We start from the raw sequence: 26775 nt of genomic DNA on the forward strand, positions 1-26775 counted from the left end.
CCGAAGCCCTCAAAAAAATACTTGAGGGGTATGATATTCTCGCGCGTATCAAGGCATATGAGCATATTCACCCGCCTTGGCCTCGCCGCCCTCTTCGCAGCCTTTCTGCTTTCGGCACCCTTGCACGCGCATGAAGGGCATCAGGACAATATGTCCGACGCTGAAATGCTGGCGATGGAGGAGGGTATGGCCATGCCGGACGACGCCCATGCCGGCGAGCTTGCGCCGCCCGGGGAAGAGATGGACAGGCCGAACGCGCAGCAGTCCATGTCGCCTGAAGACATGATGCAGCAGAAAATCACGGAAAACCGCCTGACCTCGGCAGAGGACCTTCTGTCGCGCCTTCATCCGGTCGCGGCGCATTTCCCGATTGCGCTTCTCCTCGTCGCCGCACTCGCCGAACTCGCCTTGATGGTGCGCCCGACCTTGGGGCTTGAGACGACGATCCGGTTTCTCGTAGCCGGCGGCGCGATCGGGGCGGTCGTTGCGGCTTTGCTCGGATGGTTTGCGGGTGGATGGCGACTGCTGGACCGGTCGGAAAATCTCGCCATTCACCGCTGGAACGGCACGACGATTGCCATATTGAGCCTCCTCGCCTGGTGGGTTGCTGCGCGCGGAAAGGGGAGAGGCGCGCTGCGCTTGCTTCTGGCGCTGATCGCTGCGGCGCTCATCGTACAAGGCTATTTCGGCGGGGAGATGGTGCATGGGCCCAATCATATGGGCATCATGTAGGTGGGACGGGTAGCCGCTCCTCAAGGCGACCGAGCCTTCACGCCAGCCCTTGGCAAAGCCTGGCTGACCCCGGTCTATGACCTCACCCTCGCCTTGTTTACACGTGAGCGGACATGGCGGCGCGCGGTTGTCCGCGCCGCCAATCTTGCGCTCGGCGATCATCTTATCGATGTTGGGTGCGGAACCGGCACCTTGCTTCGCGATCTTATGATCAGCTGTCCGCACGCGGGTCTCGTCGGTGTCGAGCCCGATCCGGCCGCACTGGCCATCGCGCGCCGCAAGTTTGGCGCCGGGGCGGATCTGATCCGTTGGCACAATGGCTTTCTCGATACCCTCGACCTGACCGCGCGATGGCAGCCGAACAAGATCGTCAGCAGCCTCGTCTTTCATCAGGTTCCGCTGGGTGAAAAGCGGGCAATCCTGGAGCAGATGCACGATTTGCTCCAGCCCGGAGGCATGGTGCTGATTGCCGACTATATGGCTCAGGACTCCGCCCTTATGCGCAAGCTTTTCCGCGCCACGGTGCAGCAGCTCGACGGTGTCGAAGACACGCAGCCCAATGCCGACGGTATCCTGGAGCGGCAGCTTGCCGAAATTTTCACCGACGCCGAAAGGCTTCACGTCTTCCCGACCGCCACCGGAGCGATATCGCTCTGGCGCGGCTACAAGAAAGGTCCCCATGCATGACCCGCACGTTTGCGCGAAAGCGCTTTCGCAACTCGTTCGCCGCAACAGCCCTCCTGGTAATTGCCGCCTGTTCGAACGTTGCCCAGGCGGCCACCTACACGATGTATCGCGATCCCGGCTGCGGCTGCTGCCTCAAATGGGCCGACCATTTCGAGAACGGCATGGACGCCGAGGTTGCGACTGTCGACACCACCGACATGGGTTCGGTGAAAGCCGACAAGGGCGTACCTTCCGATCTGTGGTCGTGCCATACGATGGTGATCGAGGGATATGTCATCGAAGGTCACGTCCCGGCAGAAGCAATCTCAAAATTGCTGCGCGAGCGCCCGGCAGGCGTCACCGGACTTGCCGTTCCCGGCATGCCGCTGGGTTCGCCTGGCATGGAATACGAGAACCGTGTGCAACCCTATGACGTCATCGCCTTTGGGCCCGGCGGCCGTACGGTTTTCGCAAGTTACCCCTGAACGGGCAAGAAAACGCCCCCAACTTTTGGAGAATAATGATGAAAATGATCCTCACCGTCGCTGGCGCGCTTGCTTTCTCGGCAAGCCCGGTCCTTGCTCAGGAGGCCCCTTCTGAAAAGCCCAAAATGTGCGAGATGATGCACGATGGCAAGAAAATGCAGGGTATGATGAAGAAGGACAAGGACGGAAAAATGTCATGCCAGATGATGGACCATTCCAAGATGGACCATTCGAAAATGGACCATGGCCAGTCCGGCCATGGCAAGAAAAAGGCCGCCGAGGCTGAAAAGCCGCAGACCGAACACAAGCACGACTGACCAGCCTTTGGCGTCTGGAGCCGACAATTCAATCGGCTCCAGACGGTCTAACGGGCCATGCGCTCGATGAGAGTGAGAAGTTCGGCGATCTTCTCCGATTGATCGGCCTTGTTGTTCGATGAGAGCGCCTGTTCGATGCAGTGCTTGGTATGGATGTCGAGTACTTTGGTCCTGGCGGCGCGCGCGGCGGCTTCGAGCGCGAGGATCTGCTGCAAGATATCGACGCAATAGCGCTCTTCTTCCATCATTCTCGATATTCCCCGCGCCTGCCCCTCGATCTTGCGCATTCGGGTCAAGACATCACGGAACTTGGGGTTTTGATCATCGCTCATGCCGTTCTCTCCAGACGCCGAGTTCATTCCTGACTGCTTTTGACACAGTTGCAAAGCAGTTCGCAATACACTATACCCCCCTATAGTATACGACGGAGACAAAGATGACCAATGCGACGACGAAAGGTTCAATCCTTGCCTGGGGCTGGGCTCTCAGCGTCTTTCTGCTGATTACCTATCTGCTCTGCGTGGCCTTTGGCCTGATCGCGCCCGATACTTTCCATATGCATGAAGCATGGGCGCCTTTGCTGCCAGGCTTCGATTGGTTGACATGGCCTGGCTTCTTCGCCGGGGCTATCGGCAGCTTTCTCTATGGCTGGTATATCGCGATCCTAGGGGTCCCGCTCGTCCGCTATTTCAGAAAAAGGATCGGGTGAAGAACCGGCAATGTGGATTTATCCGCTGCCGCGAATTCCGCACAGGTCGCAAAGCCTATGACAATGCACAGCACACTCTTTTCCGGTTCGTCTTTCAGCAAAAAGAGGGGATTGGCCCTGCATACGGTTATCGGGGCAGTGCTGGGCGTCTTAATCCTTCATCCGCTCACCGCGCTCGTTTATGGGTCTGGAGGGGCAGCAGCGGCGAGCGTGCCATTTGCTGAGCAGTTGGGCTCGGCGGTCGATCGACTGAGCGCGGCATTTGAAATCGAAATGCTGCCCATGAGCCTGGCTTTCGCGGTGATCGGCGGCGCAATCGGCCTGGCGTTTGGTCTTTATCATCTGCGGCTCATGGCTGATCGCCAGATAATCCGCTCTCTGGAGCATCAATTGGCCGAAGAGCTGCCGCTGCTCATCGCCCGAGGCGAGGGCGCACAGCTGGAATTCAAATCGTCGCTGCGTTGGGATACGCGTGAGCAGCGCGCAAATCGAAGCCTTCAACAGGTCGTGGTCAAAACGATTGCCGGATTTCTCAACAATGATGGCGGCACGCTGCTCATCGGCGTCGACGATAGCGGGGGCATCGTAGGAATCGAGGCCGATCTGAAGACTCTCAAGCACCCCAATAAGGACGGGTTCGAGCGCGTGATGATGGACGCGATACGATCAGCACTCGGCGGTAACGCCTGCGCCCTGATCCATTGCTACTTTCACGATCTCGATGGCCGAACTGTTTGCCGCGTGATCGCACAAAAGAGCCTCGAACCGATCTATTTTCTCGACAATGGAGTGGCGCGCTTCATGCTCCGCGCCGGCAACAGTACACGGGAATTGGATGCGCGCGAAGCGCACACTCACCTTTCGCAGCGCGGAAAAGAATATGCACGGCAGACTTGAAATGATCGTCAGCCATGGATCGGCAGGTTCGGCTGATCTCGTTCCCCGTTTCACGCCAGCAGCGCACGCCGCCGCCTGTCTGCCCAGTTCAGCCTTGTCGGCGGAACTTTCGCACAGCTTTATCCAGACCCAGGGAGACGATGATGGACCATTCTAATTGCAGCCATAGCGGCCACGGCGAAGCCGTTGCCGGTGATGACGGCCGCTACAATCTCGTTCCCGCTGGTTATGACGGACCGGTTTATACCTGCCCCATGCACCCGCAGGTCCGGCAGCCAAAGATGGGGTCGTGCCCGATCTGCGGCATGGGTCTCGAACTCGAATCCGCGGCCATGGTCGATGACGGACCGAACCCGGAGCTCGTCGACTTTACAAGGCGTTTCTGGGTCGGCGCCATCCTCACCTTGCCGCTGCTTGTTCTCACGATGGGCCCCTATGTGGGCTGGCCGGGCGTGCGCGAAATATTTGGCGAGCGGGCCACCCTATGGATTGAACTGGTGCTCGGTACACCGGTCGTGTTGTGGAGCGGATGGCCGTTTCTCGAACGGGGCTGGAATTCGTTCCGCACCTGGAACCTCAACATGTTCTCGCTCATCGGCATGGGCGTTCTCGCCGCATGGATTTTCAGTGTCGTCGCCGTCCTGGCACCGGACATCTTCCCGGATGGCTTTCGCGATCCAGAGGGACATGTCGGCGTCTATTTCGAAGCCGCGGCCGTTATCGTCACTCTTGTGCTCCTCGGCCAGGTCATGGAGCTGCGCGCGCGTGAAGGCACCGGTAAGGCCATTCGCGCTCTGCTTGATCTTGCAGCCAAAACCGCCCGCGTCATCAGGGCAGACGGCACTGAAGAAGAAATCCCCCTTGAGCACGTGGCTGTTGGCGACCAATTGCGGGTCCGCCCAGGCGACAAGGTGCCCGTTGACGGTGTAGTGCTCAAAGGCCGCTCGTCGATCGACGAAAGCATGATCACCGGTGAACCAGTCCCGGTCGAAAAGGTCGAGGGCGACGCCGTGACCGGGGCAACGATCAACGGAACAGGCAGCCTGGTGATCGAAGCGAAACGTGTCGGATCAGACACCATGCTCGCGCAGATCGTGGAAATGGTTGCGGCCGCACAGCGCTCGCGCGCGCCGATCCAGAAGTACGCCGACAAGGTGGCCGGCATGTTCGTCCCCGCGGTTATCGGCATAGCCGTGCTCGCCTTCATTGCTTGGGCGATCTGGGGCCCCGCACCAGCGCTTGCCTATGCCCTCATTGCTGCGGTTGCGGTACTGATCATCGCCTGCCCCTGCGCTCTCGGCCTGGCGACGCCGATGTCGATCATGACCGCGACAGGAAGAGGGGCGCAGGCGGGCGTTCTGATCAAGAACGCCGAAGCGCTCGAGCGCTTCGAGAAAATCGACACGCTCATCGTCGACAAGACGGGTACGCTGACCGAGGGGCGACCGCGACTCGTCGCGGTCATGCCCGAGGAGGGCCACGATGAAATCGAGGTGCTGAGCTTGGCGGCGTCGCTCGAGCGCGGGTCGGAGCACCCGCTCGCAGAAGCGATCGTCCGCGGCGCCGACGAACGCGGCGTCGCGATGGAAACCGCCAGCGAGTTCGAGGCCGTAACCGGCAAAGGCGTCATGGGAACGGTCTCCGGTAAACGCGTCGCGCTTGGCAACCTCGCGCTTCTGACGGACCTCGGTTTGGAAGGCGCTGCGCTCAGCGAAAGGGCGAATGCGCGCCGCGACCAAGGCGAAACCGTCATGTTCGTGATCGTTGCTGACAAGATTGCCGGCCTCATCAGCGTTGCCGACCCGGTCAAGGAAACCACTCCGGCGGCCATCGCGGACCTCCACAATCTCGGCCTTACAATTATCATGGCGACCGGCGACAATGAGCGGACTGCGCAGGCGGTTGCCGCCCGGCTCGGTATCGACGACATCCGCGCAGGTGTGCTTCCCGAGGACAAGGCGCGGCTCATCCGCGAATTGCAGGAAGGCGGTGCCAAGGTGGCCATGGCCGGTGACGGGGTCAATGACGCTCCGGCGCTGGCCCAGGCCGATGTCGGCATTGCGATGGGCACGGGCGCGGATGTTGCGATCGAGAGCGCGGGGATCACGCTCGTCAAAGGCAATCTCGACGGGATCGTCCGGGCCCGCAAACTCGCCCGGGCTACGATGCGCAATATTCGGCAGAATCTGTTTTTCGCGCTCATTTACAACGCCTCGGGCGTGCCCGTCGCGGCCGGTGTCCTCTATCCGTTCTTCGGCATCCTGATTGGTCCGATGTTCGCCGCCTTCGCGATGAGCGCGTCCTCCATCTCGGTAGTCCTGAACTCGCTCAGACTTCGCAGCGCGAAGCTGTGAACGTCAGGCAATCGAACAGAACCCCATCCCTGATCCCTGCCACAATGCCTGTGCATTGCGGCAGAGCCGGTCATCCGCGGAAGATGGAAGCGCGACGCAAGCCAATGAGAGGATAACCACATGGATACCCATTCGGCGCACGAAGACAGTCTGAACAAGGGCAGCATCACGCTGCTTGGCGGCGTTGCCATGGGGACCGGCGTCATGATCGGTGCGGGCATTTTTGCGCTCACCGGTCAGATCGCAGAGCTTGCCGGTCCGCTCTTCCCGCTGTCCTTTGTTGCTGGCGCTCTCGTCACTTCGCTGGCAGCCTACAGCTACATCAAGATGTCGAACAAATGGCCGTCCTCGGGCGGCATCGCGATGATCTTGCAGAAGGCATACGGGCCGGGTGTCGTCGCCTCAGCGGCTGCGATGATGATGGCGCTGTCGATGATTATCAACGAAAGCCTCGTCGCACGAACCTTCGCAACCTACGCCCTGCGACCCTTTGGTCTGGAAGACACCGGCTGGCTTGTGTCCGCAGTGGCGCTCGCCGCTATCGTCTTTGCCTATCTGGTCAATGCGGCGGGCAACAAGTCGGTCAGCGGCTTTTCGGTTGTCATGTCGGCAATCAAGGTTGGCGGGATCGCGATTTTCGCGGTTGCCGCGATCTGGGCCAGCGGACTGTCGGGCGGCGCATTCTCGGAGCCGGTAGAGCTATCGAAAGCCGATGCTTTGCTTGCCTCGGTCGCCTTTTCGATTCTGGCTTTCAAAGGCTTCACCACGATCACCAACAGTGGCGGCGAGATGGTCGATCCGCACAAGAATGTCGGGCGCACGATCATGGTCTCGATCGCCGTCTGCATCGTGATTTACCTGCTTGTCGCACTGGCCGTCGGTTCCAGCCTCAGCATCTCAGAAATCGTACAGGCACGCGACTATTCGCTGGCGGCAGCAGCGCGTCCTGCATTCGGGCAGATGGGCTTCTACTTCACTGTCGTCATCGCTCTCACGGCCACCATTTCAGGTGTGATCGCAAGTGTCTTTGCTGCCTCACGCATGTTAGCGATGCTGACCGACATGAAGTTGCTTCCGCACAGCCATTTCGGCATGAGCGGCGGGATACAAAGCCACATGCTTGTCTATACCGTGGTCATTGCCGGCACGCTCGCCGTCCTGTTCGATCTGTCGCGGATCGCGTCGCTGGGTGCCTTTTTTTACCTTGTCATGGACATGCTGGTTCATTGGGGCGTCCTGCGCAACCTGCGCAAGGAGGTTGGCGCACGGGCGACGATACTCCTGGCTGCGTTAGCTGCAGATGGCGTGGTCCTGGCAGCCTTTACCGTGACCAAACTGCGCAGCGATCCTGCAATTGTCGCTTATGCGATCATCGGGATCGCTATCGTTTTCTTGGGGCAGTGGATCTTCCTGTCCGGCCAGCGCAAAGCAACAAGCAGCGATCCCGCGGAGCGCATTAGCGATGGCCACAGCGGCGATCAAGAGCATCCCTGACCACCGCATTGGTTGCCTGGCAGCCCAGTCAAATCTTTTTTGAGGTAGAGCTGTAAGATCGGGCGGGCGCACACGTCTGTGTTTATTCGGCTGCCATTCAATAGCCGCAAAGTTGCTGGTCTGGCCCGTGCGAAGCGGCGCTCATGATTGACAGAACGAGAGTATGGGAAGGGCAGTCTGCGTTTGAGATGAATAGCGTTTGTTTTTTCCAAACGATGAAACGAAAACGCAGAACGAACATTGGATTGGAATAAGCAGCCCCGGGCTGTGCTTGTGAACAAGGGGCTGTAAAGGCATGAAAACTGCGCGTGTTTACCGTATGGTGATGGACGACCACACTTGTCCCTACGGTATCAAAACTGTCGACCTTTTGAAGCGCCAGGGCTTCAAGGTCGAAGACAATCATCTGACAAGCCGCTCGGAGACCGACGCGTTCAAGGAAGAGCACGGCGTCGAAACGACCCCGCAGACTTTTATCGATGACAAGCGGATCGGCGGATATGATGACGTGCGCGAGTATTTCGGTAAGAGTCGCAGCCAACCCGAAGAGGGCGAAACAAGCTATCAGCCGGTCATTGCGATTTTCGCCGTCGCGCTGCTGCTCGCGCTCGGGCTAAGCTGGGCGTTTTTTGACGATCTCTTCACCGTTCGGGCCGCCGAATGGTTCGTCAGCCTTTCGATGACATTGCTCGCCGTTCAGAAACTCCAGGACGTGCGCAGTTTCTCCACCATGTTCCTCAATTACGATCTGCTCGCCAAACGGTGGGTTCCCTATTCCTTCATCTATCCCTTTGGCGAAGCGGCGGCCGGCATCCTGATGACCGCTGGAGCGCTGGTATGGCTGTCGGCTCCTTTGGCGCTTTTTATCGGAACCATCGGTGCAGTGAGCGTCTTCAAGGCCGTCTATATTGACAAGCGTGAGCTCAAATGCGCCTGCGTCGGGGGCAGCAGCAACGTCCCGCTCGGCTTCGTCTCGCTGACCGAGAACCTGTTCATGATGGGGATGGGGCTCTGGATGGGTCTCAAAGTCTTTACATGATCCTCGCTTTGATCCTGGCGACCTCGCTGTTCTTATTATCGGTGGGCTCGCACCTCGTCATACTGAATGCGGGCCATACGCTGCTCGAGCAAAACTGCAGCCTTCTGCACAAGCTGGGCATCGCACTGCTCGTTCTTTTCTCGCATCTGACCGTCGCGGCGTTCTTCGCCGCCGGCTTCTGGATCGGCGAGGAGCTGGGTCTGGGCGGCTTCCGGCAGGCCGGCGCGATGACCGCGATGGACTATTTCTATTTTTCTTTGATCAACGTGACGACGCTCGGTCTGGCGGACATTTTCCCAACCGATCACCTGCGGGTTCTCGCCGGCGTCGAAGCCCTCACCGGCTTCGCTCTCATCAGCTGCTCGGCGCAGCTATTCTGGACCATGATGCACAAAGGAGAAAAAGCATGACTGAAAAGACCTCCCATTCGGACAAGGGAGGGGGCGGCAGCTACTGGCGGTTCATGGCCATGGTGTCGACCTCGACCGTGATCATGTTCTTCCTGATGTATGCCAACACCTTTACCGTCGATGATCTTTTCTGGAGCGAAACGCGCTTCTGGATGATGTTCGTCATGGGTGCGATGATGATGGTCGTCATGCTGCTCTTCATGTGGGGCATGTACAAGGACCGGACCAAGAACTTCATCATTCTGGGTGTCGGCGCCTTTGTGTTCGCGCTCGCACTATGGCTGGTGCGCAGCCAGACCACCGTCGACGATACCGAATATATGGCAGCGATGATCCCGCACCACTCGATCGCGATCATGACCAGCGAACGCGCGAGCCTGAAAGATCCTCGCGTGCGCGAACTCGCTCAAGCGATCATAGTCGCCCAGCGCCGCGAAATCGCCGAGATGAAATATCTCATAGACGATATCGAGCAGAACGGTCCGCGGACCGAAGAACGCCTGCCCGAGGAGATGCAGCCATGAACAAGATAGCTTTCACGGCGCTCATCGCGCTGCCGCTTGCCGCCTGCAATTCGAATACTGCTCCGGGAAATGACCGCGAAGCCCAGCTCGACCCGCCTGCCACTGCCGCGCCGATCGAGGACGCGGCCAGTGCACTGGCAAATGTTGACCCGGGCCTCATGCTTCCCGGGACCATGAATGACGCGGACCTTGCTGCTCTGGGCGCAGGACAGGCCTGCCAGTTCCGCCTGACCGAAGTGGCCTTTCCCTCGTTTGTCTATGACGGTGACGGGGGCGGAGCGATCAAGATCAATGGCAAATTGATCCCCGTGACCGCCGATGGCCCTGGCAGCTATGCGAACGGCGAGCTTCGGATCAAAACCCGCATGCTGGATAATGAAGGCGATGCGGGCCTGCAAATGCAGGAGATGATCGTGGCAGCACCAAGAGCCAAGGATGAGTTCGGCTTTTGGGGTTATACCACCTGTCCGGCCGACGGAGCCTGATACTGGCAGGGCGCATGGGCGAGCCGTCGGCTAACCCATGCGCCCGCGCCTCCGCCCTTCGTCGCCCTCACCATTTTTACAGGAACAAGCAGATGACCGATACGAGGCCCATCGCTGTCTTCGGCGCAGGCGGGAAGACCGGCAGCGAGCTCTTGAGGCGTGCCCTTGCCCGGGACATACCGATCCGCGCCTTTGAACACACCGTGCCCGGGCCAGGCGAGCGGGTGGGCGACTTCGAATATATCGAATGCGATGTGCTGTCGGATAATTTCGCGGGCGATCTCGATGGCTGCCGCGCGGTTATCTCGACCCTCGGTGTCGCTTTCGGTCCGGGCAATGCGATCGATCCACCGCCGCTCTATACCGATGGCACGCGCAACCTGCTCGAGGCGATGGCACAAGCGAAGATCGACCGCATTGCCGTAATCTCCGCTGCCTTCGTCGAACATCAGTCGAGCGTCCCGGCCTGGTTTGAACTCACTGCCAAGCCTGCATTGTTCAATATACTCGAGCAGATGCGCGCCATGGAAGCGATGCTCAGCGACGCACAAGGCACCAAATGGACGGCCGCACGTCCGGGCTGGCTCCTGGATAAGCCTTACACCGGCGATGCCGTCATTACGGATGAACGCTTGGCAGAAAGCTGTTTCCGCTGCCGTCATGCTGATCTCGCGGCGAGCCTGCTTGAATTCGTGTGCGAAGACACCTGGATCAACGCAAAGCCTGCCATCGGCAGGCCCGAAGCCGAACGTTTCGAAAGTCCTGGTGCCATCAAGGCCGAACTCGGTATCGATTGAGCGTCGTATCATTTTTCGATCTGTAACGAGCCCGAACGTTACAGACTTTGAGCAATAGACAAGGAAGTCGCATGTTTCTGGAGAAGATCAAAACCCCTGGCCTCTCGCACCTTTCGTATATCATCGGCTCGGGCGGACAGGCAGCGGTCATCGATCCGCGCCGGGACTGCGAGATCTATGTCGAAAAGGCCCGGGCCGAAGGACTGGAGATAACGCACATCTTCGAAACCCATCGCAATGAAGATCTGATCAGCGGCTCGCCGATTTTGGCCGATTTGACAGGAGCCACGGTCTATCACGGGCCCGACGCGGCAGGCGAAGTCGTTTTTGCCAAGACCGCACGCGAAGGCGATTGTTTTGAGCTGGGTCAATTGCGGATCGAGGTGCTGGAAACACCTGGACACACCGACGATCATCTCGCTTTCGTCATCCATGACAGCGAATATTCCGAGGGACCGGTCGGCGTCTTTACCGGCGATGCCCTGTTCGTCGGCGATGTCGGACGCACCGATTTCTATCCCGAGCGCAAGGAAGAAGTCGCGGGCCTTCTTTTCGACTCCCTGCAGAAACTTTGCGGCCTCGGCGATCAGGCGATTATCTACCCGGCGCATGGTGCGGGCTCGGTCTGCGGGTCGGGAATGGCTGAACGGGAATTCTCGACAATCGGCCACGAGCGGCGCAACAACCCGCGCCTGCGCATCTCCGACCGTGACGAGTTCATCAACGCGAAGGTAGGAGAGCACCATTACCAGCCGCCCTATTTCCGGCTGATGGAGCGGCTCAACCTTGAAGGGTCCGATGCCGCGCCGCGCGTCATGCGGCCAAGGCGTCTGGGGCTGGAAGACCTTAGCGAGAGCGGCGCTGATCACCTGGTCGATGTGCGCGAGCCGCTCGCTTACGCTGCCGGCCATCTGCCGGGTGCCATGTGCCTTCCGGTGGGAATGATACCGGCGTTTGCGGGATGGTTCCTCGGTAAAGGCGACAGGATCGCCCTCGTCGCTTCCGACGAAGACCAGCTAGCCCAGGCCATGACCCATCTGGTGCGCATCGGTCTCGATAATGTTGTGGGCGGCTATGTCGGCGTGGTTCCAGCCGCCGCACAGGGCAAAGCGATGCGCAGCATTCCCATGATCGGCACCGAGGAAGTCGCGCGCAGGCTCGGTCAGGACAGCGGCGAGTGGATCCTGCTCGACGTGCGCGACGCGGACGAACGACGAGAAGCAAGTATTGACGGCTCAGAACATATCTATGTCGGTGAGCTCAACACGCAGTGGGAAGAGCTCGACCGCGGCCGCCACTACACGCTGATGTGCGCGAGCGGTATGCGGGCGAGCGTTGCTGCGGGCTGGCTGGCAAGTCGCGGTTTCGACAAGATCGATATCTATCTTGGCTCGATGGGCGCTTGGAAGCAGCAAAGTTCATAGACGATCACAGCGTTCATGCTTCTTTCAATCCCATATTTCCCCGAAGCTCCGCTGTCGGCGAGCCGTGATTTTCCAAAGTCACAGGCTTGGCATGTACGGCATGCATTGGCCGTGATAGCGTCGATTGTCGGCCGGGACTGGCTCAGGCTAGAAAGTGGCAAATGGCCGAGGCAATGGTTGCGCCTTTTTCCTCAAGCACATGCATTCTTGTCGGTAAGCCGCAAAGTCTCTAGGGTTCCGAAGATGGTTCGGTTGCGTTCCTTTTTGCTGACATTGCTTTGCATTGGTTTCGTGATCCAATCACCCGTGCAGGCGATGCCTACGCCCGAAGCGGAGAAGATGCTCGCTTCCGATTGTGCTGAAATGATGCACCACTCTGAAGGCGATGGGCCCATACACAGCCATCACGGCAGTCCTGATGCACCTTGTGAAGACATGTCGGCCGATTGCTTGCTTGCCACAAACGCGGTTTCTCCTGTCTGGGTAGGCAGCAGTTCATCGCTGTCTGGCGCCAAGCCGTTCATTGAGGGCCCATTGTATTTGTCGAGCATTTCTCCCCCACTCATCAGCCGCGTTTCTACGCCCGACTGTCCACCTCCACGAACCTGACTTGATTGCACGAACTGAGGGCGAATTCTGCCTTCTGAATGCGTGGTCTTAACGCTGCAATGCACCGCCATTGCCGCCGGACCTCGGCACGCAAATCAAGTGAGATTTTTCCATGAAATGGTCCATAGGCGGTATCCTTGCCGCCGCCCTGATGCCGGCGCAGGTCGTGCTCGCGCAGCCGGTTGGCTACGAAGAAGCCTTGCAGGCAGCGCGCGAGGATCAGCCGCTGCTCCAGGCCGCGCAATTGCGTATCGACGGCACGCGAGATGCCTCGGATGCCGCAGATGAGCTGCCCGATCCTATCTTGCGTGGCGGGATTGCAAACCTGCCAATCACGGGGCCTGTAGCGTTCGAGTTTGATCGCCAGCTTCCAACGCAGATTGCTGTTGGCATTGAGCAACCAATCCCGAACCTTGCACGGCGCAGAGCCCGTAGAGGCGTAGCGGGCGCAGATGTAGCCGTCGCTCAGATGCGGCTTGGAGTTGCTCAGCAGCGGATCGATATCGCCACATCAGCGGCCTGGATCGACTTGTACTATGCCGAAGAGAAGCTCGCCTTCGCCCATACGGCGCTGAGCGATCTGCGCAGGCTTCAGCCGGTGGCAAACAGCGCTGTCGCGTCGGGGGCAGCCCGTCCGGCCGAAAGCCTTGCCATTCGCCGCGAGCTCCTTGTGATCGAAGATGCAATCACAAGAATTGAAGCCGAAAGAGATGCCGCGCGCGCCATGCTCTCGAGCTACATTCACACAGACGACCCTACTATCGCGGGTAATGCGCCAGCGGCCGATGTCGACAGCGGCAGCCTCGAACAAGCTCTGGACCTTAACCCCGTCATCCGTCTTGCCGATGCTGCCACCGGACGCGCAGAAGCGAACGCCGACCTCGCGCGCGCCGACTTGCGCCCCGACTTCGGAGTGAGCGTAAACTATGGCCGACGCGACCCTGCCTTCGGAGACGCATTCTCTGTCATGGGATCGGTTACCCTGCCCATCTTCACCGATCAACGTCAAAAGCCCCGCATTCGTGCCGCCGAGGCAGAGGCTGCCGCTACGCAGGCTGAGCGCGATGATCGGTTGCGGGCACTGCGTGTGCAATTCGAATCCGATCTCGCCACGTGGCGCAGTGCGAAGCGCCAATGGGAACGCGCCCACGATGAATTGCTGCCGCTGGCCCGCCAAAGGGTTGAGCTGGAGACGGCGAGCTTTGCTGCCGGAAACGCAGACCTGATCGATGTGATTGCAGCAAAGGCGGATTTGGCCTTGCTCGATCTTGAAATCTTTGAACGCGAAGCTGCGACCGTGGAATGGGCCGAGATGCTTCGCTTGACTTACGGGGAGCAGCAGCCATGAGCAATACAGTCGACAGCTCGGGCCCTACGAAGCGAACCTATGCAATCATGGCAGGCGTCGCGCTTGTCAGCCTCGGCGCGGGATATGCGCTCTCGCTTATAGGCGGTGAGAGCGAGGGTGGGATCTCCGGTTCCGATGCGGCAGAATGCGAAGAGGTGCTTTACTGGTACGATCCGATGGTGCCCGGACAGCGCTTTGACGAGCCTGGCAAATCGCCCTTCATGGACATGATGCTGGTTCCCAAGTGCGCGGGAGAAGCTGCGGAAGCGGGCGTCCGGATTGATCCGGGCCTGGTCCAGAATTTCGGCATTCGCACCGCAGCGGCAGAGTTCGGAGTTCTCGAGCCAGAAATTACCGTAACGGGCGTCCTGGCCTACAACAGCCGAGATGTTGCCATCGTCCAGCCAAGAGCGGGCGGTTATGTTCAACGAACCTACGGACTTGCCAAGGACGATGTGGTGGGTCGAGGCACTCCGATAGTCGACATTCTCGTCCCTGATTGGGGCGGCGCGCAGCGCGAGTACATTGCTGTGCTCGATACTGGCGATAAGGCGCTGGCAGATGCGATGCGGCAGCGAATGCGATTGCTCGGCATGACAAACGCGATGATCGCATCCGTTGAACGCACACACCGCGTCCAGAACACGTTTACAGTCACCGCACCTGTTGGCGGCGCTGTAACAATGCTCGGGGTGCGTCCAGGCATGACCGTGATGGAAGGTCAGACACTCGCGGAGATTACAGGCTTCTCGCCGATATGGCTGGAAGCCTCAGTGCCCGAAACACAGGCCGCAAATATCCGGCAGGGCCAGCCCATCAGTGCGACCCTGGCAGCGTATCCGGATCAGCGATTTGCGGGACGGATTGTTGCCATCCTTCCTAGCGCCGATGCAGCAAGCCGGACGATCACCGTCCGGGCTGAGTTGCCAAACCCGCGCGGCAGGCTGAAGCCGGGCATGTTCGCGCAGGTGTCGCTTTCACCCGACACACGGCGAGCCTTGCTGGTACCGTCGGAGGCGGTCATTCGAACCGGACGCCGAAATCTCGTGATGCTCAAGCAGGATGAAGGCGCGTTCCTGCCTGCCGAGGTCGAAATCGGGCGCGAAGCGAATGGCAAGACAGAGATACTCGCAGGCGTTGCGGAGGGCGAGCAGGTCGTCACTTCAGGTCAGTTCCTGATCGACTCCGAAGCAAGTCTTGGCGGGATCGACGTCAGGTCGATCGATGGGACCATGAGCATGGCGTCGGACGGCTCGCCAAAGATGAGGGCATACACCGCTACGGGAAGAGTGACGAAAATCGCTGGTGCTTCGATCACTCTCAACCACGCGCCGGTTCCCGCCCTCGAATGGCCAAGCATGGTCATGCCCTTCGCCCTCGCCGACGCCGCTCTAGTTGACGGTATTGAACCGGGCGACAAGGTCGAGTTTACCTTCTCGCAGCACGACACCGGTCCGCGCATCGAATCCATTCGGAAGACCGACCAATGATCGCGCGCATAATCGATGCCTCGATCGCCAATCGGTTTTTCATCGTTCTGGCGGCCTTCGCGGTCACGCTCGCCGGCTTCTGGGCGGTGCGCGCAACGCCGGTCGATGCGATCCCCGATCTGTCTGATGTCCAGGTCGTGGTGCGGTCTAATTATCCGGGCCAAGCTCCGCGCATCGTTGAGGATCAGGTCACATACCCGCTCGCAACGACGATGCTCTCGGTGCCGGGCGCGGAAACAGTGCGCGGGTATTCGATGTTCGGCGACAGCTTCGTCTATGTGATCTTCGAGGATGGGACGGACCTCTACTGGGCGCGTTCGCGCGTGCTCGAATATCTCAACCAGGTGCAAAACGAATTGCCCGAAGGTGTGACCAGCTCGCTCGGGCCGGACGCGACGGGCGTGGGCTGGATTTACGAATATGCGTTGGTTGACCGAACTGGGAACAGCGACCTTGCTGGGCTCAGAAGCCTTCAGGACTGGTTCCTGCGCTATGAGCTTCAGACCATTCCGGGCATCGCAGAGGTCGCCAGCGTGGGCGGCATGGTCAAGCAGTACCAGGTCGTGCTGGAACCCTACCGGATGGCTTCGCTTGGCGTCACTTACAGCGATGTCGTGCGCGCCATACAAGCTTCCAATCAGGAGGCTGGCGGATCGGTGGTTGAAATGGGTGAGGCCGAGTTTATGGTCCGCGCTTCAGGCTATCTCACGTCTCTCGACGACTTCCGGCAGATCCCTCTCAAATCAGTCGGGAACGGTATACCGGTTACTCTATCCGATATCGCCACGATCCAGCTTGGCCCCGAAATGCGGCGAGGAATCGCCGAACTCAATGGCGAAGGCGAAGTCGCAGGCGGTATTGTTGTGCTTAGACAAGGCGAGGATGCGCGGGCAACGATCGCGGCTGTCGAAGAGAAGCTCGACGTGCTCCAGGCCAGTCTTCCTGAAGGGGTCGAGATTGTCACGACCTATGATCGTTCGAAGCTGATCGACGCCTCGATCGAAAACCTGACCGGAAAACTCATCGCCGAATTTATCATCGTCGCGATCGTTTGCGCACTGTTCCTGTGGCATGTGCGATCAGCATTGGTGGCGATCGTCACGCTTCCATTGGGGGTGCTGGCGGCCTTTATCGTGATGCGGTTCCAGGGGGTCGATGCGAACATCATGTCCTTGGGCGGCATCGCCATCGCAATCGGCGCGATGGTCGACGCTGCCATCGTCATGATCGAGAACGCGCACAAGCATATCGAGCATTGGGAAGAGGACCATCCCGACGAGAAGATGTCCAACGATGAGCGCTGGAAACTGATTGCGGACGCATCGAAAGAGGTGGGGCCAGCGCTGTTTTTCAGCCTCCTGATCATAACCCTATCGTTCCTGCCGGTGTTTACTCTGCAGGCGCAGGAAGGGCGGCTCTTCTCCCCACTGGCCTTTACCAAGACCTATGCCATGGCGGCGGCCGCCATTCTGTCGGTGACGCTGGTTCCCGTTCTGATGGGCTGGCTGATCCGCGGGAAGATACCCAAGGAGGACACCAACGTCCTCAATCGCTTGCTGACCAACGCCTACCGGCCCGGTCTTGATTGGGTACTGCGCCGACCGAAAACCACTTTGGTTGTGGCAGGCCTCGTATTCCTTACAGCGCTGGTCCCGTTCACCCGCCTTGGAGGAGAATTCCTGCCGCCGCTCGACGAAGGCGACTTGCTTTATATGCCAAGCGCGTTGCCTGGTCTGTCTCCTGGTGAAGCGTCGGCATTGCTTCAGCGGACTGATCGACTGATCAAATCCGTACCCGAAGTCGACACCGTGTTCGGCAAGGCAGGACGCGCGGATACCGCAACAGACCCGGCGCCGCTCACGATGTTCGAGACGACCATCCGGTTCAAACCTCGAGAAGAGTGGCGACCCGGAATGACGCCGGAGAAGCTCGTCGAAGAGCTTGATCGTGCGGTGCAGGTGCCGGGGCTCGCCAATGTCTGGGTGCCCCCGATCCGCAATCGCATCGACATGCTCGCGACCGGTATCAAGAGCCCGATAGGCGTGAAAGTGTCTGGCGAGAACCTTGGCGAGATCGAGCGCGTGGCGTTGCAGGTCGAGAATGTCGCAAAACAGGTTCCCGGCGTCAGCTCCGCTTTGGCAGAGCGTCTTTCGGGAGGCCGCTATGTCGATGTGGACATCGACCGGGTCGCTGCGGCGCGTTTCGGGCTGAATATCGCCGATGTTCAGCAGATTGTGTCAGGCGCGATCGGCGGCGCGAATATCGGCAGAACGGTCGAAGGATTGGCGCGATATCCCATCAATGTGCGCTATCCGCGCGAGATCCGCGACAGCCTCGCAGAACTGCACGCGCTGCCTTTGCTAACCCCCTCTGGCCAGCAAATTACGCTCGGCACCGTAGCGCAGGTGAGCGTCAGCGATGGCCCCCCGATGCTCAAGAATGAGCAAGGCCGTCTCATCAGCGTGGTCTATGTCGATACGCGCGGGCGCGATTTGACCTCGGTCGTAAGCGATCTTCAGGCGGCAGTTTCAGAGGGCGTCGATCTGCCTGCCGGTGTAAGCATTTCCTACGCGGGCCAGTTTGAATATCTCACCCGCGCCAATGAGCGGTTGCAGGTCGTCGTTCCCGCGACGCTCGGCATCATTTTCGTTTTGCTGTACCTGATCTTCCGCCGCTTCGACGAAGCGCTACTTGTTATGGGCACGCTGCCCTTTGCCCTCACCGGCGGCTTCTGGCTGCTCTATCTGATGGGCTACAACCAGTCTGTTGCGACATCGGTGGGTTTCATTGCCCTTGCCGGGGTATCGGCGGAGTTCGGCGTTATCATGCTGATCTACCTCAAGTCTGCGCTGGCCCGGCGCAGCGGTGCCCTCGATGCGGACGGCGTGGGCGAAGCCATCAGGGAGGGCGCTCTTCTGCGCGTGCGTCCCAAGGCAATGACCGTGGCCGTCATTCTTGCCGGTCTCTTCCCGATCCTCATTGGAACCGGCGCAGGATCGGAGGTCATGAGCCGCATCGCCGCGCCGATGGTGGGCGGCATGATCACCGCGCCGCTGCTTTCGATGTTCGTTATCCCCGCCGCATATTTGTTGATGCGGCGCCCCCGGCCCGAACGGCCAACCCAACCCCAAGGAGAAGAAGAATGCGTACCACAACCCTCATGAGCCTACTGGCCCTCCCGCTGGCGCTGGCGGCCTGCGATTCTGGCCAGGACACTGCGGAGATGAACGACATGCCGATGGCAGAGAATGAAATGATCATGGACGGCGAAGAGATGCCGATGATGGACGCCGGCAGCATAATGCAGACCGCGAGTGCGCAAGGCACCGTCACCGCCATCGACGCCGAAGCGGGCACGATCACCGTCGACCACGGCCCGGTCCCAGCGATCGAATGGCCGGCGATGACGATGGCGTTCGAAGCCGATGAGCAATTGCGCAGCGAAGTAAGCGTCGGTGAGGGAATTGCCTTTGAATTTCGTACTGGTTCTGAAGGCAGTGTGATCACGTCGATCACGAAGGAGTAAATCGGTTGGGTGGTGCCAGGCAAATCTGGTGCCGCCCATCGCGAAACAGGAGGAGCATGATCCGGACACCCCCCATCACCCAAGCATTCCCCGTGGACCGCCGCACACTGATCAAAAGCGCTGGTTTTGCTGCTGCAGGCTTTGCCGCGTTCCCGCTTGCGGGATGCAAAGCGCAAGACGCATCGATGCTGGACAGCACTGACGGGTCCAATCCGCTCGCCATACCGCCCTTGCAGAGTGGCGAGATGGAGCAGGGCGCGCGGGTTTTCCGCTTGTCTTTGACCCCAGGCCAGAAGGAATTCGTCCCCGGTGTTGCTTCGCCCACCATCGGCATCGACGCACCCTATCTGGGACCGACGCTGGAAATGCGCCGGGGCGAGTGGGTGCAGTTCCATATCGACAACAAGCTGGCCGAAGGCGCTACGGTCCATTGGCATGGTTTCGAACTTCCTGCCGCAGCCGATGGCGGACCGCATCAGTTGATCCGTCCCGGCGAACGCTGGAGCCCCTCTTTCGAAGTTCGCCAGCGGGCTTCGCTCTACTGGTGTCATTCGCATTTGGAACGCGAAGCTGGGCCGCAGGTCTATGCCGGGCTTGCCGCGCCGATTTATGTTCGCGATGACGAGGAAGAGCGCCTCGACTTGCCGAGCGACTATGGTGTCGACGACATTCCGCTGATCGTTCAGGACCGCGTCATCGATGGATCTGGCCGGTTGGTGTACCCGCTGAGCATGCACACGCGGATGATGGGCGTGCGCGGGAACCGGATATTCGTCAACGGTACTGAAAACGCCGTGTTCGACGCACAGACAGGCCAATTGCGTCTGCGCATCCTCAACGGATCGAACGCCCGCTTTTACGATTTTTCGCTCGAAGGTGATCGTTCGATGCAACTGATCGCGAGTGATGGCGGCTTGCTCGATCGTCCGCACATCGTCCGCTCGGTGAGGCTCGCCCCGGGGGAGCGCGCGCAGGTCATCATCGATCTCTCGGAAGGACGCCCGCTTCGCCTTCTTGCCACCAGTCCTGAAAGCACCATGGGCATGATGGGCGGACGCGGACGCGGAATGATGGGCGGCGGGATGATGGGTCGCGGCAATAGCGGCGATGCTTCCGGAGACGTGTTTCAAATCCTCGATATCAGGCCGGCAAGGTCGGCTCAGCCAGCCAGGGTGCCGACACAGCTGGCATCGCTTGCCCCACCTGACCCGTCGTCAGCCGTCCGAACCCGGCGTTTCGTTCTCGACATGGGCATGATGGGCGGCGGAATGTCCATTAACGGTGCTGCGATGGACATGAATGTGATCAACGAACGTGTGCCGGTCGGCCAATGGGAAATCTGGGAGATCGCCAACGCTTCGATGATGGCCCATCCGTTTCATATCCATAACGCCCAGTTTCGTGTGATCGACCGCGATGGGCGAGCACCCCCACCACTGGAAACCGGTTTGAAGGATACCGTTATCGTCAATCCGCGCGAGCAGGTGCGCCTTCTCTTGCGTTTTGAAGAACACACCGATCCGGACCTGCCCTACATGTATCATTGCCACATTCTCGAACACGAGGATGCAGGCATGATGGGGCAGTTCGTAGTCGTGAAGAGCTAGGAAGGACAGGCGATGAGCAAGGACAAGAGCGTGATCGAGGGTACCGCGATCGACCCGGTATGCGGCATGATCGTTGCAATCGACGGGGCCGAGCATAGCGCGACGCATGAGGGCGCGACACACTATTTCTGTTCGCCGCGCTGTCACGACAAGTTCGTCGCCGATCCCGAGCTCTATCTTTCGGGTGCGCATCTCGACGCGGTCGAGGATGTGCCTGAAGGCACGATCTACACCTGTCCGATGCACCCTGAACGCGTTACTAAGTCAATCAGGCTCGACGTGCGCGAAGCGGACCAGAAGGATGGTTAGCGCGGGCACGATCGTCCACATCGCGATTGGTATCAGCGCCAGGCCCGTCACTGGCTCGTGCGGCATCAACTCGCTGTAGCGCCAGCTCAGGAAACTGTTTGCCGGAAGCGATGTGGCGATCATTTCGACGGCGATCGCGACGACAAGCCCGAAGCCGAAATAGATCGCATAAGGCATTTTTGCGGCTTGCCAGAGCCACGCGCGCCCGCCGCGCAATGCTGCAAGGCTGTAGGCTGTGAGCAGGATCACGCCATCGCCCAGGCTTGCAATGCCGCAGCGAATGGTCCGCTCGAAGGGTTCGAGATCACCCGGTTCGAAGAATGGCATCTGGAAAATCTCCCAGACGAACGCGATCAGGCTCCCGCAAATAAGGATCAGCCAATGGGTTCTGGTCATGCTGCAGGTACGCCGGAATAATCTGCGCCAGCAAATAGCAAGCGGCCGGATTTCCACTTCCTGCATAGCGCCTTCGCTGCCCCAAAGCCCGGATCAGTCATGATTTTCGCGGCCCTCCGACTCGGCCATGCGAGCAGCGCGTTTGAGAAATTTCCGCATGTCACCTGCTGCCAGTTCGGTAAGCGGATGTCGGCTCGCCTCAGGGCGCGGTTCGATCATGTCCGCTCGTTTCCTGATCTGTTCGATCTGTTCATCGCTCGCCCCGGACAAGAGGCCAAGAACTATGTTCTCGAGAGTAATGAGGCGAATGCGCATTTGCACCAGATCGGCATGATCGGGCTCCGGGATATCCCAGCTGCCGTTCTCATTGACCGTGCTCACGACTGCTTCTCCGACGGCTCTGCTGGCACCATGATACTCCCCATTCGTCGTTATCGGCTTCTCTCAAAAAGGTGGCCGAAAAACAGCACCGCTGCAACCGGCCGTGCTTCGGCCCACCAGCCCCACCGCTGCTGCGGATTGTTTGAGGGGAAGAGATGGCGGCTGCGTAAAGAGGATGACTGCACACAGCATCCACCGCAAGACCGACGAAAGGAAATCGACCATGAAACGGACAGTTCTAGCTTTCGCGCTCGCCACCGGCCTGGCAACCACCCCGGCAATGGCCCGGCAACAGCATGACCACGGGGATCAAGCGGCGGCGCAGCAGCAGTCACACGCTGGCCATATGATGCAGGATTCGGCGGCCATGACGGCCCACCGCGAGAAGATGGCTGAAATGCGCGCGCTGATGCAGCAGGCCCACGCGGCGAGCGATCCTGCCGAACGCCAAAGGCTTATGGCCGAACATCGTGCAAAAATGCAGGAACACATGGCGGGCATGATGCAGGGGGACAACGCCGATATGATGGCGGCCTGTCACCAGCACATGATGATGATGCATGACATGATGGAGCAGATGGCGGCTCACGAGAACATGGCGCAAGACGATTAGGAGGCGGTGGCCGGGCTCTCGCTTTGTGCCTGAGCCTGGCCACACTCTTACCAGGGCGCGGTGCAAGGCAGGAGGTCCGACCATCTCGTGAGTAAAATTTGAACCCTCACGCGTCGACGATCGCCGCGCTCTATCACCGCAAGAGATGAAGGTTCGCAGAGCATTACAGACACAATAGGTTGCACGACCATCGCCAAGACCGGAGCCCGTAGAGAATGAAACGAATACAATTCATGGCTATTGTGGCCGCCAGTCTGCTCTGGATAAGTCCGGCCCAGGCCCATGGCGACGAGGAACATGGCGAAGCGGCCAGTGCTGTCGTCTCCGATGCGGCGTCAAAAGATATCCAGGCTGCGCAGGGACACGGCGACACGGCTGCTGATCATGACGGGGCGAAGGGACAAGATGCAGACGAAGGCGACAAGGGCGTGGTCGGTGTGCTCAAGTCGCTGCATCCCGCCACCGTACACTTTCCGATCGCCTTGTTCTTTATGGCCGCTCTCACCGAGCTATTCGTCATCGCACGGAAGGGCACAGGCCTAGAGTCGGCAGTGCGCGTACTTGTTTATGGCGGTGCCGCCGGGGCGGTCGTGGCGGCCATATTCGGTTGGATCCATACCGGTCTCTGGTTCGGCGGAGATACTGCGATGCAGGTTCATCGCTGGAACGGAATGCTGATCGCGGTTCTCGGTCTGGCGATGGCCTATCTGGCGAGCCGTGCTTCCGCGAGCCGGACCGCGTTTCGCGCCGCAATCTTTGCCATGGCCGCTCTAGTGCTGGTGCAGGGATTTCTGGGCGGCGAGCTTGCGCACGGTGCCAATCATCTTGGTATCTCCTGGCTTTGAAGGATAGAATGATGCGCAGATCAAATCGGAACGCGTTTGTTGCCCCCCTTGCTGCGGCGGCATTGGGGCTAGGGCTCGCTGCCTGTGATCAGACGCAGGACACTTCATCAGAAGCTGAAGCCTTGCCACTGTATACGGCCCCGCCGACCGAGAGCACAGGTGCTGGCGAAGGCGAAAGAGACAACGCTGCCTTTCCCGCTGGAGAGGCCAACACGAACCGGTCGGGTGAAGCTGCGACTGCCGGTAGGCAACCAGACCGACCGGCGAGCACTCCGGTAGTAGCGTCGTCCCCTGCGGCCACTCCCCCGCCGGTGAATGCCCAGCCTAGCAACACACCCGATCCTCATGCGGGCCACTATATGCCATCCATGCCCGACCATGACATGCCCTCGATGTCCGATCAGGCGCATGGATCGTGACCTGGCGTTTCGCCTTCTGATCGGCCCAAAAACGGCCGACGCTCGTTTTACCAGTCACTACGAATAACAAGTCGTCGTTTGCCAAAGGCGCTTTATCTCATCTGTCCGATTTTGGGGGTATTGATGGGGGTATTTGCAAGACGACTCAAAAAGTTTATTAGGTAAATCAGCACGTTATATGCTCTCTATATTTCCCTCCTCCGCTACCAATTTCCAGACATTACATCCATATCAGGCCAATCACTCGGCGTTAATTGGTGTGTGCGATGTCTGGGTATGAATATCCTCGCATTATTGGCTGCTAAGTCCATTCGACCTACGCTGATGCTCGATGCCCGTTACGTTACGGGCTAATGCAACAGCGAGCCTATGTGACCAGCAACACTCGATCGTTCTTTGCCAGTTCCGGCGCAGACTTCATCACTAAAGACCCGCAGACAATCCTGGGCGCACTTGCGATCCGCGTTGGGCTCCAGCACGCCGGTGATGAGAGCCAGCAGATCAAGGCTTGGCAACGGCAGATAGCGCTGCTTCAAAGTGCGCTGAGTGAACTGGACACGCCACCAGATGGGATTTTGCTAGAGCTACCTCTATTTCGGTTAGAGCGCCGGATCGATGCAATCATCATCGCGAATGGTGCTATCATTTGCCTTGAGTTCAAGATCGGATCTCAATCGTTCGGTTCGGCAGAAATAGCTCAGACCGTTGATTATGCGCTTTGCTTGAGGGACTTCCACTCGGCTAGTGACAATCACAACATCTACCCTGTCCTTTGTGCTGACAGCGCGCCTGACGGTCTCTGCCGCATAAATTTGGATCTGACCGACGATGTGACCGGATGCACGCTGGTCAACGGGGAAGGGCTGTCAAAAGCGCTTCAAGCGATCATATCTGCAGGCGATGGACAATCATTGGACTGGGAGGGCTTCGATGCAGCGCCATACAATCCGACGCCCAATATCGTCTCAACGGCCAGGGCGCTTTATGCCGGTCACTCTGTCGAGGAAATCGGTAGGGCAGATGCGTCTTCCGAGGCAATTGAACGGACTGCCACCAAACTCCGCGAGATAGCTAGAGACGCCAAGCTGCGCGGCCGGAAGGTTGTATGCTTTGTGACTGGCGAACCTGGATCGGGAAAGACGCTTCTCGGTCTTGACCTGGTGTTTTCAAAGAAGGTCGATGCCGATCCTGATGAACCAGCCGCACTCCTAAGCGGCAACCGACCTTTGGTCTTCGTACTCCAGGCAGCGATCGCTGAGGATGCTAGAGATCGGCTGGGGATCACCGCCACGGAAGCGAAGCGACAAGCTCAGCAAGCTTTGCAAACCCTCCTAGGGTATCTCAAAGACCATGCAGAAGAAGATGCTGACCCGCCGGAGCATGTGATCGTTTTCGACGAGGCGCAGCGTGCTTGGGATGCGGAGACGGGGCTGAAGCTTTTGGGCCGTAGGAAATCTGAGCCTGAACTTTTCCTGGAAATCATGGGTCGGTTAGATTGGGCTTGCTTGGTCTGTCTTGTCGGACCTGGGCAGGAGATCAACCGCGGTGAGGGCGGACTAGCGCTGTGGGGTGAAGCGCTGCGCGACAATCCCGAATGGGATGCTCATGTCTCAAACGCGATGTTACGTGGAGAAGGCGGTCTCACCGGTTTGCTCGATGGTGACGTGGGGGACGAGTTGCGCCCGACAGTTCATAGGGAACTCCACCTTCAGGCAAATCTTCGTGCCCATAGAAATCCTAAGCAAGGTCGCTGGGTAGGTGCATTGCTCGCCGGCGACATCAAAGGGGCAGCAGGGATTGCTGAGGAGCTGGAAGGCCCGCCAGCATATGTGACCAGGGATCTTGACGAGGCTAAGCGGTGGCTCAAGGCGCGGAGCAGGGGGCATCACCGAGTTGGCCTCCTGGCGAGTTCTGGCGCAGTTCGATTGCTTGGAGAAGGCGTGCCGCCGTCTCCCATGTCGAATGAGTTGGATCGCGTTGTTCACTGGTTCTTACGCGATGGCGACGATTTTCGATCCTCAAACGCGCTTGAAGTTCCCCTCTCAGAGTTCGTCAGCCAAGGTCTGGAGATCGACTATGCGTGCCTGTGTTGGGGCAATGATCTTATCTGGTCTGGTGATGATTGGCAGCCGCGAAAGATGCGGGCGCCAAGGTGGACCAATCTCAATTCACCCGAAGCGAGCCAATACCGGATCAACGCATATCGTGTGCTGCTAACCAGAGCGCGGGTAGGGAATATCATTTTTGTGCCGAATGGAAGCGACGACGATCCAACGTTGAGACCAGCCGAATTTGACCAAATCTACACGACTCTGATGGAAGCAGGGTGTTCGACTATAGCAGCGCCTGGAGAGTATTGAGTGCAGGAACGTTACCTCGGAGATTCTCATGATTTCATCAAATATTCGCTCCTAGGATTCATCCATGCCCGCTTAGGTCTACGCTTGGGAGTGAGTTGGTATTTGGCGCGCACTGAGAATGTTGACCGACCAGGGAACAACGATGGTGAGAAGCGGCACCATCTTAAGGGAAATGTATGGCGAGCTGCCGATCCCGATTTATTCGATAAGATCAGGGGCTTTGAAAACCTATCGGAGCGGCGTCTGCGGAGGGTCGCTGACTGGGGCATATTGCCAGCAGGAACCCTCTATCACTCCAATGAAATTTGCTCAGCAGTGCGCAGTGATTGGCATAAAGGCGGTGTCGCTTCACTTTCTGAAAGTGAAATTGTGTTTCTCGATCCCGACAATGGGTTTGAGGTCCCTTCGATGACAAAGCGCACTTCGGCAAAATATGCCCTGTATGATGAAGCCGCAGATTATTTTAGGGCTGGAAAAGCGGTAATCAGTATTCAATTCGCCCGGCAATGTGATCCTATTGCCAGAGTGGTCTGAGCCCG

Annotated in this window: 26 protein-coding genes and 1 pseudogene; 24 read left to right on the forward strand and 3 right to left on the reverse strand. The window is 59.1% G+C overall.

What is annotated here, in order from left to right:
* The first annotated feature begins 57 nt into the window (after positions 1 to 57).
* From LOZ74_RS06095 to LOZ74_RS06110, 4 genes are read left to right on the forward strand one after another with little or no spacing between them, the layout of a single operon-like run.
* A complete protein-coding gene (locus LOZ74_RS06095; protein WP_053059237.1) occupies positions 58 to 732 on the forward strand; it encodes a DUF2231 domain-containing protein in 675 nt (224 codons plus the stop codon).
* Positions 733 to 1419: a class I SAM-dependent methyltransferase gene (locus LOZ74_RS06100; RefSeq protein ID WP_230293296.1), complete on the forward strand. Its 687-nt coding sequence runs from the start codon at positions 733 to 735 to the stop codon at positions 1417 to 1419. It abuts the gene before it with no gap.
* Positions 1416 to 1883: a DUF411 domain-containing protein gene (locus tag LOZ74_RS06105; protein WP_230293297.1), complete on the forward strand. Its 468-nt coding sequence runs from the start codon at positions 1416 to 1418 to the stop codon at positions 1881 to 1883. Before LOZ74_RS06100 ends, LOZ74_RS06105 begins: the two co-directional genes overlap by 4 nt.
* A 35-nt stretch (positions 1884 to 1918) precedes the next feature.
* On the forward strand, positions 1919 to 2200 hold the full coding sequence (locus LOZ74_RS06110; RefSeq protein WP_046904114.1) for a hypothetical protein: 282 nt from the start codon (positions 1919 to 1921) through the stop codon (positions 2198 to 2200).
* Between the two features lie 47 nt (positions 2201 to 2247).
* Here the strand turns inward: LOZ74_RS06110 and LOZ74_RS06115 are convergent, their stop codons facing one another.
* Entirely contained in the window at positions 2248 to 2532 is a 285-nt protein-coding gene (locus LOZ74_RS06115; protein ID WP_046905158.1) for a metal-sensitive transcriptional regulator, read from the reverse strand.
* A gap of 104 nt (positions 2533 to 2636) precedes the next feature.
* Between LOZ74_RS06115 and LOZ74_RS06120 the strand changes: the two genes are divergently transcribed.
* From LOZ74_RS06120 to LOZ74_RS06195, 16 genes and pseudogenes are all read left to right on the forward strand, one after another.
* Positions 2637 to 2909 (forward strand): DUF5676 family membrane protein, encoded by a 273-nt coding sequence (locus LOZ74_RS06120; RefSeq protein ID WP_230293298.1) that lies wholly within the window; start codon positions 2637 to 2639, stop codon positions 2907 to 2909.
* 57 nt (positions 2910 to 2966) lie between these two features.
* Positions 2967 to 3806 (forward strand): helix-turn-helix domain-containing protein, encoded by an 840-nt coding sequence (locus tag LOZ74_RS06125; protein ID WP_230293299.1) that lies wholly within the window; start codon positions 2967 to 2969, stop codon positions 3804 to 3806.
* Between the two features lie 140 nt (positions 3807 to 3946).
* Entirely contained in the window at positions 3947 to 6160 is a 2214-nt protein-coding gene (locus tag LOZ74_RS06130) for a copper-translocating P-type ATPase (RefSeq protein ID WP_230293300.1), read from the forward strand.
* A 120-nt stretch (positions 6161 to 6280) separates the two neighbouring features.
* Positions 6281 to 7654 (forward strand): APC family permease, encoded by a 1374-nt coding sequence (locus LOZ74_RS06135; RefSeq protein WP_219148345.1) that lies wholly within the window; start codon positions 6281 to 6283, stop codon positions 7652 to 7654.
* Positions 7655 to 7949: 295 nt separating this feature from the next.
* Positions 7950 to 8693: a glutaredoxin gene (locus LOZ74_RS06140; protein WP_230293301.1), complete on the forward strand. Its 744-nt coding sequence runs from the start codon at positions 7950 to 7952 to the stop codon at positions 8691 to 8693.
* Entirely contained in the window at positions 8690 to 9103 is a 414-nt protein-coding gene (locus LOZ74_RS06145; protein ID WP_230293302.1) for an ion channel, read from the forward strand. Before LOZ74_RS06140 ends, LOZ74_RS06145 begins: the two co-directional genes overlap by 4 nt.
* A complete protein-coding gene (locus tag LOZ74_RS06150; protein WP_219148349.1) occupies positions 9100 to 9627 on the forward strand; it encodes a DUF305 domain-containing protein in 528 nt (175 codons plus the stop codon). Before LOZ74_RS06145 ends, LOZ74_RS06150 begins: the two co-directional genes overlap by 4 nt.
* Positions 9624 to 10112, forward strand: coding sequence for a DUF6692 family protein (locus LOZ74_RS06155; RefSeq protein WP_219148351.1), 489 nt, complete (start codon positions 9624 to 9626; stop codon positions 10110 to 10112). The genes LOZ74_RS06150 and LOZ74_RS06155 overlap by 4 nt, the downstream gene beginning before the upstream one ends.
* Before the next feature lie 92 nt (positions 10113 to 10204).
* The gene (locus tag LOZ74_RS06160) at positions 10205 to 10909 is read left to right on the forward strand and encodes an NAD(P)-dependent oxidoreductase (RefSeq protein ID WP_219149929.1); all 705 of its coding nucleotides are present in this window, start codon (positions 10205 to 10207) and stop codon (positions 10907 to 10909) included.
* 71 nt (positions 10910 to 10980) lie between these two features.
* Positions 10981 to 12333, forward strand: coding sequence for a rhodanese-like domain-containing protein (locus LOZ74_RS06165; RefSeq protein ID WP_219148353.1), 1353 nt, complete (start codon positions 10981 to 10983; stop codon positions 12331 to 12333).
* A gap of 721 nt (positions 12334 to 13054) precedes the next feature.
* A complete protein-coding gene (locus tag LOZ74_RS06170; protein ID WP_219148355.1) occupies positions 13055 to 14290 on the forward strand; it encodes a TolC family protein in 1236 nt (411 codons plus the stop codon).
* Positions 14287 to 15780 carry an efflux RND transporter periplasmic adaptor subunit gene (locus tag LOZ74_RS06175; protein ID WP_230293304.1) on the forward strand — a complete coding sequence of 498 codons (1494 nt, stop codon included), beginning with the start codon at positions 14287 to 14289 and terminating at the stop codon, positions 15778 to 15780. Before LOZ74_RS06170 ends, LOZ74_RS06175 begins: the two co-directional genes overlap by 4 nt.
* The gene (locus LOZ74_RS06180; protein WP_230293305.1) at positions 15777 to 18944 is read left to right on the forward strand and encodes an efflux RND transporter permease subunit; all 3168 of its coding nucleotides are present in this window, start codon (positions 15777 to 15779) and stop codon (positions 18942 to 18944) included. Before LOZ74_RS06175 ends, LOZ74_RS06180 begins: the two co-directional genes overlap by 4 nt.
* The gene (locus LOZ74_RS06185; protein WP_230293306.1) at positions 18923 to 19306 is read left to right on the forward strand and encodes a copper-binding protein; all 384 of its coding nucleotides are present in this window, start codon (positions 18923 to 18925) and stop codon (positions 19304 to 19306) included. The genes LOZ74_RS06180 and LOZ74_RS06185 overlap by 22 nt, the downstream gene beginning before the upstream one ends.
* 56 nt (positions 19307 to 19362) lie before the next feature.
* Entirely contained in the window at positions 19363 to 20913 is a 1551-nt protein-coding gene (locus tag LOZ74_RS06190) for a multicopper oxidase family protein (RefSeq protein ID WP_219148362.1), read from the forward strand.
* A 12-nt stretch (positions 20914 to 20925) separates the two neighbouring features.
* A pseudogene (locus LOZ74_RS06195) lies at positions 20926 to 21165 on the forward strand (YHS domain-containing protein); the annotation flags it as partial.
* Between the two features lie 12 nt (positions 21166 to 21177).
* Here the strand turns inward: LOZ74_RS06195 and LOZ74_RS06200 are convergent.
* Both LOZ74_RS06200 and LOZ74_RS06205 read right to left on the reverse strand, forming a co-directional pair.
* Entirely contained in the window at positions 21178 to 21618 is a 441-nt protein-coding gene (locus LOZ74_RS06200; protein ID WP_230293307.1) for a hypothetical protein, read from the reverse strand.
* Between the two features lie 93 nt (positions 21619 to 21711).
* Positions 21712 to 21999: a hypothetical protein gene (locus LOZ74_RS06205; RefSeq protein ID WP_230293308.1), complete on the reverse strand. Its 288-nt coding sequence runs from the start codon at positions 21997 to 21999 to the stop codon at positions 21712 to 21714.
* 175 nt (positions 22000 to 22174) lie between these two features.
* Between LOZ74_RS06205 and LOZ74_RS06210 the strand changes: the two genes are divergently transcribed.
* The 4 genes from LOZ74_RS06210 to LOZ74_RS06225 all read left to right on the forward strand — a co-directional run bounded on the left by LOZ74_RS06210 (position 22175) and on the right by LOZ74_RS06225 (position 26770).
* Positions 22175 to 22612 carry a hypothetical protein gene (locus LOZ74_RS06210; protein WP_230293309.1) on the forward strand — a complete coding sequence of 146 codons (438 nt, stop codon included), beginning with the start codon at positions 22175 to 22177 and terminating at the stop codon, positions 22610 to 22612.
* 233 nt (positions 22613 to 22845) lie between these two features.
* On the forward strand, positions 22846 to 23457 hold the full coding sequence (locus LOZ74_RS06215) for a DUF2231 domain-containing protein (protein ID WP_007163868.1): 612 nt from the start codon (positions 22846 to 22848) through the stop codon (positions 23455 to 23457).
* Positions 23458 to 24247: 790 nt separating this feature from the next.
* The gene (locus tag LOZ74_RS06220) at positions 24248 to 26236 is read left to right on the forward strand and encodes a DNA/RNA helicase domain-containing protein (RefSeq protein WP_230293310.1); all 1989 of its coding nucleotides are present in this window, start codon (positions 24248 to 24250) and stop codon (positions 26234 to 26236) included.
* Complete coding sequence (locus LOZ74_RS06225) at positions 26237 to 26770, forward strand: hypothetical protein (RefSeq protein WP_230293311.1); 534 nt, start codon at positions 26237 to 26239, stop codon at positions 26768 to 26770.
* Positions 26771 to 26775 lie beyond the last annotated feature (5 nt).

This window comes from Croceicoccus sp. Ery5 (genome assembly GCF_020985325.1).
Lineage (GTDB): Bacteria > Pseudomonadota > Alphaproteobacteria > Sphingomonadales > Sphingomonadaceae > Croceicoccus.